Annotated in this window: 7 protein-coding genes; 3 read left to right on the top strand and 4 right to left on the bottom strand. The window is 72.3% G+C overall.

Annotated features, from left to right (window positions below):
- Nucleotides 1-23: 23 nt before the first annotated feature.
- Nucleotides 24-419, bottom strand: coding sequence for a hypothetical protein (locus ABZU75_RS32785; RefSeq protein ID WP_355562703.1), 396 nt, complete (start codon nucleotides 417-419; stop codon nucleotides 24-26).
- Nucleotides 420-632: 213 nt separating this feature from the next.
- Between ABZU75_RS32785 and ABZU75_RS32780 the strand changes: the two genes are divergently transcribed.
- Entirely contained in the window at nucleotides 633-1,220 is a 588-nt protein-coding gene (locus ABZU75_RS32780) for a TetR/AcrR family transcriptional regulator C-terminal domain-containing protein (protein ID WP_350960124.1), read from the top strand.
- Between the two features lie 404 nt (nucleotides 1,221-1,624).
- Entirely contained in the window at nucleotides 1,625-1,816 is a 192-nt protein-coding gene (locus ABZU75_RS32775; RefSeq protein WP_030915037.1) for a DUF5999 family protein, read from the top strand.
- Between the two features lie 17 nt (nucleotides 1,817-1,833).
- Here ABZU75_RS32775 and ABZU75_RS32770 read toward each other — a convergent pair whose 3' ends face one another.
- Nucleotides 1,834-2,475, bottom strand: coding sequence for an alpha/beta family hydrolase (locus tag ABZU75_RS32770; protein WP_355562707.1), 642 nt, complete (start codon nucleotides 2,473-2,475; stop codon nucleotides 1,834-1,836).
- 103 nt (nucleotides 2,476-2,578) lie between these two features.
- Between ABZU75_RS32770 and ABZU75_RS32765 the strand changes: the two genes are divergently transcribed.
- Nucleotides 2,579-2,899 (top strand): hypothetical protein, encoded by a 321-nt coding sequence (locus ABZU75_RS32765; protein WP_355562698.1) that lies wholly within the window; start codon nucleotides 2,579-2,581, stop codon nucleotides 2,897-2,899.
- 99 nt (nucleotides 2,900-2,998) lie between these two features.
- Here ABZU75_RS32765 and ABZU75_RS32760 read toward each other — a convergent pair whose 3' ends face one another.
- Together ABZU75_RS32760 and gcvP are read right to left on the bottom strand one after the other, a co-directional pair.
- Entirely contained in the window at nucleotides 2,999-3,781 is a 783-nt protein-coding gene (locus ABZU75_RS32760; RefSeq protein ID WP_355562695.1) for a hypothetical protein, read from the bottom strand.
- Nucleotides 3,782-3,896: 115 nt separating this feature from the next.
- Nucleotides 3,897-6,752: an aminomethyl-transferring glycine dehydrogenase gene (gene gcvP / locus ABZU75_RS32755; protein WP_355562692.1), complete on the bottom strand. Its 2,856-nt coding sequence runs from the start codon at nucleotides 6,750-6,752 to the stop codon at nucleotides 3,897-3,899.
- Between the last annotated feature and the right edge of the window lie 169 nt (nucleotides 6,753-6,921).

Raw genomic sequence — 6,921 nt, 5'->3', positions numbered from 1 at the left:
CTGCGCCGGGCGCCCCGCCCGGCTCAGCGGGCGGCGGCCGGGCGCGGGACCCGGGGGATGCCGGTCAGCCGGTTCTGCTCGCGCAGGGTGCGCAGGCGGTCCACCTCGGCGGTCCACTCGGCGCCCCGGGGGGTGGCCTTGCCCTTGCGGCGGCGGATCCGGTCGTCGTACGACTTGATGCCGAACGTCGCGCGCTGGTTGGCCTCGGCCGCGCGCAGGGCCTCGGTCAGCGCCCTGTCGAAGGCCAGCCCGGCGGCTCGCAGTTCCGGCACGGGAGCCAGATCGGCCTGCGCCCGGCGCAGGTCGGCCTCGGCCGCGCGCGCCTTCTCCAGAAGCTCGGGGAAGCCCTTCCCGACCTCCTGGTCAGCGTGGTAGCGAACCTCCGCCTCCCGGCTCACGCTCGGTCGGAAAAACGCCATCTTCTGCCCTCTCTCGCCGGTCGCCGGGTCGCCTCCGGCAGGTCACCGGTCGTAGCCTACGCCGTTCATCCCCACCTCACGTACTCGGGATCAGCCGTACCGGGAGCCGGCTCGCGGTACCGGGCGTGCGCGGAACGGTGGTGAGCGGAGCGGATCGATCTGCCCGGCGCGCCCTCCTTTACGCAGTAAGGTCACCGGTGACAGGATGCCCCCATGCCTGCCAAGCGACCACCCGTCCCGCTCTCCAGGGAGCGCATCATCGACGCCGCCCTCCACATCGCCGACGGCCAGGGGCTCCGGCGCCTGACCATGCGACGGCTGGGCGACGCGCTCCAGGTGGAGGCGATGGCCATCTACCACCACCTGCCCCGCGGCAAGGACGCCCTCATGGACGCGCTGGCCGAGCATGTCACCACGGTCCACGTCGAGCCGGGCGAGAGCTGGCAGGAGAGCGCGAGGGCCTGGTGCCGGGCGAGCCGCGCCGCGCTCAGGGAGCACCCGGGGGTGCTGGCGCTGGCCCTGACCAAGCCCCCGAGGGGCCGGGCCGCGATCGCGATCAGGGAGCAGACCGACCAGCTGGCCGACGCGGGGCTGACCGACGCGGCCGGAGCGGTGCGGGCGCTGAGGGCCTACGTCTTCGGCGCGGTGGCGGTGGAGGTGCAGCAGTCGGGCTGGGCCGAGCCCTCCGGCGACGAGAACGAGCCCTGGCGCCCCCCTTCGCAGGGAGGCGGCAGCCCCGGGGCGGACGCCGATTTCGAGTACGGACTGGACGCACTCCTGGCCGGCCTGGGCGCGCGATAACCGGTAGGACGCGGAGGCTCACATCGACGCACGTCAGGAAGTTGTAACCGATCGTTTACCTGACTCGCGGCGTGTCGCGCTTGGCCGAATATCCTTATATGAGGCATGCTGTGTTATAGGTCACATCCCCTGATAAAGCCCTGACGGACTGGCCCTCTAGCAGTTCGTAAACAGTCCTAACGGGCTATGTCGCCGAGGTGCGATCGATCGCACACTTGATCTGCTTGATGTGCGAGCCTCGCTCTATCAGGGCTCGCATGGCCATATGTCAACATTCAGATGCTCGTCCCCCGTCATGCGTGGGAACGGAGACCCATCGGTGACGGTGCCCGCCGGATGTCCGATGCCCATCCCGTCCCGGCGTGACCCGGGCGAGCCGACACGAGAGATCCGGAGGCACGCCGATGTGCCCGCACGAGCCGTCCTGTCCGCCCGCTGAGGCGCTGGACCGCGAAGCCGCCCGCACCATGGCGGCCCACCCCGAGCAGGGCTGGAGCCTGCTCTGCAACGGTGTGGTGCTGTTCGAAGACACCGGCGAGCTCCTCCCCGACGGCGCCGTCATCGAGCCACACCGGCCACTGGCCGGCGTCGCCTGACGGCACTCACGCCGAACTCACACGGGCTCACACGGGCCCGGCCGCATCCTCGCGTCGAGCCATTCGGCGACCACCTCGCCCACCCTGGCGGGGTCCTTCCCGAGGTCGTGGCCCTGTCCCGGCAGCACGACCAGGCGCGCGGCATCCGCCGCTTCGGGCACGCCGAACGGATCGCGGTCTCCGTTCACCACCAGCACATCCACACCCGCCGCGCGCAGCTCCCCGGCGCGTGACCGCTCCGGCTTGCCCGGCGGGTGCAGTGGGAAGGCCAGCGCGACGACCACGCGGGCCTCGACCCGCCGGGCCGTACGGCAGGCGACCCTGGCCCCATTGCTCCTCCCGCCCTGCGCGAGCGGCAGCCCCGGGTAGCGCTCGCGCAGGACGGCCACCAGCGTCTCCCACGCCTCGTCCTGTCTGGCCGCCGAGCCCGGCGCGCGGGCACCGCGCATCCGGAACGGCTGGAGCACCCGCGCGACGGTCCCGCCGGCCGCCGTCACGGCGTCCCGCACCGCCAGCAGGTCGGGGGCGTCCACTCCCCCGGCCGAGCCGTGGGTGAGCACCAGCAGGAAGCGCGGGGAGGCCACCTCGTCGATCTCCACCAGGGCCGGGCCGTGCGGAGTCGCGATCTCCAGGGGCGGGACGGTACCCGGACGGGACATGGGCTCGGAGACGGACACGGATCTCGTCCTAACGACTGATGCCTGACGGCCGGTGAAGGAGAACAATCGAAGGGTGCAGGATTACCAAGATATCCGCCAGGACATGCGGGCCACTCTCGAGGCCCGCCGTGATCTCGGGCCGGATTATGAGACCGCCCTCATCGAGTCGTTCGTGTCGCGCCTGGACGTGACCATCACCCAGCGGGTGCGGGCCGAGATGCACGCCGCCGGGGTAGGCGGGACACCGCCGCGCAAGGCCGGGAACTCCTCGATCCCGATCGCGCTCGCCTCGATGGGCATGGGCATCCCGCTGACCGCCATCGCGGCGTCCGAGGCGGGCAGCGCCGGGTTGCTGCTGGCCTGGGGCGGCATCATCGCGATCAACGTCGCCCACGCCCTGAGCCGCCGGCGGGAGCGCGACTGACCGTTCCGGGCCCCGGAAGGAGCGACCGGCGTCCCGCCGGGTGCGCTCCGGTCACACCGGACACCGCCCCCGAAGCCCTGGCACGGACGTCCCAGGGGTTCAGACGTCGCGGCCCCAGCGGAGGCGGACCTCACCGGCGAGGTCGGCGTCGGCGCTGTCGAGGCCATAGCGCCAAACGCGCTCGGCGTCCTCGCCGCGTCCTCTGAGCGGGAGCGTGCGGGCCAGGAGCTCGATGGCCAGCGCGCCGGTCTCGACGTCGCCGCCCTCCTCGATCGCACCGGAGAACTCGGCGCAGGCCAGCTCCAGGTGGGCGATGCCGAGCATCACCCGCAGCCTCGGCACCTCGGCCGCGTCCGGCACCGAGAGCGCCTCCAGCAGCACCTGGGCGGCCTCCCCCGGCTCACCCTCCTCGATGAGCGCCTCCGCCAGCCGCTGAGCGGCCCGAGGGGCGACCTCCGGGTCGCCGGTGGCCAGCGCGTCACGCAGCGACCGTTCGGCCTCCTCCGCGTCCGTGGCGAGCCTGGCGAGGGCCATGTGCGCCGACGGGACGTAGGCGGGGTGGCCGACGCCCAGCGCGGCCTGCCAGGCGGCGCGGGCCTGGTCGGCCATCCCCTCCCTTTCGAAGCTCCCCGCGAGCAGGCAGGCGGCCTGGGCGGCGAACTCCGGGTGCCCTGTCGCCAGTGCGGTGCGCGCGGCCGCGCGGGAGCCCGGCACGTCTCCGCGCTCCTGGAGCACCACGGCGAGGCCCACCGCCGCCTGTGCCCGATCGGGCTCGTCGGGGTCGGCGGCCAGCTCCGCGAAGATCACGGCGGCGCCGTCGAGGTCGCCGGACTCGGCCAGTCTTCGCGCGGTGTCCAAGGGACGGGTGTCCACCTCAGGCATGCAGGGTCCTTCCCGGATACGGAGACGCCCCGAGCCTAACGACTCGGGGCGCCGTCCGTCCTCCCGCATTCCCTACGGATACGTGGTTCTCGCGAGACGCGGGCCGCGGTGCGGATCAGTCTTCGTACGCCTCCAGGGGAGGGCAGGAGCACACCAGGTTGCGGTCGCCGTAGGCCTGGTCGATGCGGCGGACCGGCGACCAGTACTTGCCCTCGCGCAGCGAGGGCAGCGGGTAGGCCGCCTCGGTGCGGGTGTAGGGGTGCTCCCACTCGTCGGCGACGAGGCTGCCGGCCGTGTGCGGGGCGTTGCGCAGCGGGTTGTCGACCCTGTCATAGGCGCCGGAGGAGACCTTCTCGATCTCACCGCGAATCGCGATCATCGCCTCGCAGAACCGGTCGAGCTCGGCCAGGTCCTCGCTCTCGGTCGGCTCGATCATCAGCGTGCCGGCCACCGGGAAGGACATGGTCGGCGCGTGGAAACCGTAGTCGACGAGGCGCTTGGCCACGTCGTCGACCGTCACCCCGGTCTCCTTGGTGATCTGGCGCAGATCGATGATGCACTCGTGGGCGACGAGGCCGCCGCGGCCGGTGTAGAGAACCGGGTAGTGGGGGCCGAGCCTGCGGGCCAGGTAGTTGGCCGACAGGATGGCCTGCTCGGTGGCCGCCTTCAGCCCGTCGGCACCCATCATCCGGATGTAGGCCCAGGAGATGGGCAGGATGCCCGCGGAGCCGTACGGGGCGGCCGAGACCGGGCCGACCGCCGAGCCGCCGCGCAGCGGGTGACCGGGCAGGTAGTCGGCCAGGTGGGCGCGGACCGCGACCGGGCCGACACCGGGGCCGCCGCCGCCGTGCGGGATGCAGAAGGTCTTGTGCAGGTTGAGGTGGGAGACGTCCGCCCCGAACTCGCCCGGCCTGGCCAGGCCGACCAGCGCGTTGAGGTTGGCGCCGTCGACGTAGACCTGCCCGCCGGCCTCGTGCACCAGCTCGCAGACATCGACGATCGTCTCCTCGTACACGCCGTGCGTGGACGGGTAGGTCACCATGATCGCGGCAAGCCGGTCGCGGTGCTTTTCGATCTTCGCGACGAGGTCGTCGAGGTCCACGTTGCCGTTGTCGTCGCAGGCGACCACGGCGACGCGCATGCCGGCCATCACGGCGCTGGCGGCGTTGGTACCGTGCGCGGACGAGGGGATCAGGCAGACGTCACGATCCGACTCGCCACGCGCCGTGTGGTAGGCGCGGATCGCCAGGAGACCGGCGAACTCGCCCTGGGAGCCGGCGTTCGGCTGGATCGACACGGCGTCATAACCGGTCACCTCGGCCAGCCAGCGCTCCAGCTCCCCGATCAGCTCGGCGTAGCCCGCCGCCTGGTCCTCCGGCGCGTACGGGTGCAGCCCGGCGAACTCCGGCCAGGTGATCGGCTCCATCTCGGTGGTCGCGTTGAGCTTCATGGTGCAGGAGCCCAACGGGATCATCGACCGGTCCAGCGCGACGTCCTTGTCCTGGAGCCTGCGCAGGTAGCGCAGCATGGCCGTCTCGGAGCGGTGGCTGTGGAAGACCGGGTGGGTGAGGTAGTCGCCGACCCGCGCCAGCGCGCCGGGCAGCGCGTCGTGCGCGGCGGCGTCCAGGTCGGCCAGCACGGTGCCGCTGACCTCGAAGGCGGCCAGGACCTGCTCCAGATGGAGAACCTCGGTCCTCTCGTCGCAGGTGACGCCCACGTGGTCGGCGTCGACCAGGCGCAGGTTGACGCCGTTCTCCCGGGCCGCGGCGACGACTCCGGCGGCACGTCCGGGCACGCGGGCGAGCACGGTGTCGAAGAAGGTGTCGTGGACCACCTCGACGCCGCCCTGGCGCAGCCCCTCGGCGAGCACGACGGCGTGCCGGTGGATGCGGCGGCCGATCCTGCGCAGGCCCTCGGGGCCGTGGTAGACGGCGTACATGCCGGCGATCACGGCGAGCAGCACCTGCGCGGTGCAGATGTTGCTGGTGGCCTTCTCCCGGCGGATGTGCTGCTCGCGGGTCTGGAGCGCGAGCCGGTAGGCGGGACGTCCCTCGACATCCTGGGAGACGCCGACCAGGCGGCCGGGCAGCTGGCGCTGGAGGCCGTCACGGACCGCCATGTAGGCGGCGTGCGGACCGCCGAAGCCGAGGGGGACGCCGAAGCGCTGCGAGGAGCCGACCGCGATGTCGGCGCCGAGCTCGCCCGGCGCGGCCAGGAGGGTGAGGGCGAGCAGGTCGGCGGCGGCGACCACCTGGGCACCGCACGCGTGGGCGGCGTCGGCGATGGCGCGGAAGTCGCGAATCCTGCCGCTGGCGCCGGGGTACTGCACGAGCACGCCGAAGCAGTCGGGGAGCCCTCCGGTGAAGTCGCTCTCGACCAGCTCGATGCCGAGCGGCTCGGCACGGGTGCGCAACACCGCCTTGGTCTGCGGCAGCGCGTCGGCGTCGACCACGAACACCTTCGACGAGGTGCGGCCCGCGCGGCGGGCCAGGGTCATCGCCTCGGCCGCGGCGGTGGCCTCGTCCAGCAGGGAGGCCCCCGCGACGTCGAGGGCGGTCAGGTCGGAGACGACGGTCTGGAAGTTGATCAGGGCCTCCAGCCGGCCCTGGGAGATCTCCGGCTGGTAGGGCGTGTACGCGGTGTACCAGCCCGGGTTCTCCAGGAGGTTGCGGCGGATGACACCCGGGGTGATCGTGTCGTGGTAGCCCAGGCCGATCATCGAGGTGAGCACGGTGTTACGCCCGGCGAGGACCCGCAGCTCGGCGAGGGCCTCGGACTCCCCTGCCGCCGGGGGCAGACCCAGCCGGGCGAAGGAGCGGATCGCCTCGGGCACGGCCACCGCGACCAGGTCGGCGACGGAGGCGAATCCGACCGCCTCCAGCATGCGGGTCTGGTCGGCGTCGTCGGGCCCGATGTGACGGGTCGCGAACGGCGGAGGGGCGAGTTCGCTGAGCGATGACAGATCGGTCATGAGAAGCCTCTCGGGCGGGGTGGAGACCGGTGCTGGGCGCGGACATATGCCGGTTCTCCCCCTCTGTCATCACGACTGTCATCACGACGTGGTCGCTACCTGAGAGCTTCACCTGCCCTTGCCGGGAGGCTTGCACCGTCGGTGAGACGCACCTGGCGGGCACGTCTGC

The sequence above is a fragment of the Streptosporangium sp. NPDC005286 genome (assembly GCF_040607515.1).
Lineage (GTDB): Bacteria > Actinomycetota > Actinomycetes > Streptosporangiales > Streptosporangiaceae > Streptosporangium.
Note: the sequence above shows the minus strand (reverse complement) of the source record. Positions and strands in the feature narration are given on the sequence as shown.

What these genes read in the sequence shown, in the direction of transcription:
- ABZU75_RS32785 (WP_355562703.1), bottom strand. Translation starts at nt 419, where the DNA reads ATGGCGTTTTTCCGACCGAGCGTGAGCCGGGAGGCGGAGGTTCGCTAC.
- ABZU75_RS32780 (WP_350960124.1), top strand. Translation starts at nt 633, where the DNA reads ATGCCTGCCAAGCGACCACCCGTCCCGCTCTCCAGGGAGCGCATCATC.
- ABZU75_RS32775 (WP_030915037.1), top strand. Translation starts at nt 1,625, where the DNA reads ATGTGCCCGCACGAGCCGTCCTGTCCGCCCGCTGAGGCGCTGGACCGC.
- ABZU75_RS32770 (WP_355562707.1), bottom strand. Translation starts at nt 2,475, where the DNA reads ATGTCCCGTCCGGGTACCGTCCCGCCCCTGGAGATCGCGACTCCGCAC.
- ABZU75_RS32765 (WP_355562698.1), top strand. Translation starts at nt 2,579, where the DNA reads ATGCGGGCCACTCTCGAGGCCCGCCGTGATCTCGGGCCGGATTATGAG.
- ABZU75_RS32760 (WP_355562695.1), bottom strand. Translation starts at nt 3,781, where the DNA reads ATGCCTGAGGTGGACACCCGTCCCTTGGACACCGCGCGAAGACTGGCC.
- gcvP (WP_355562692.1), bottom strand. Translation starts at nt 6,752, where the DNA reads ATGACCGATCTGTCATCGCTCAGCGAACTCGCCCCTCCGCCGTTCGCG.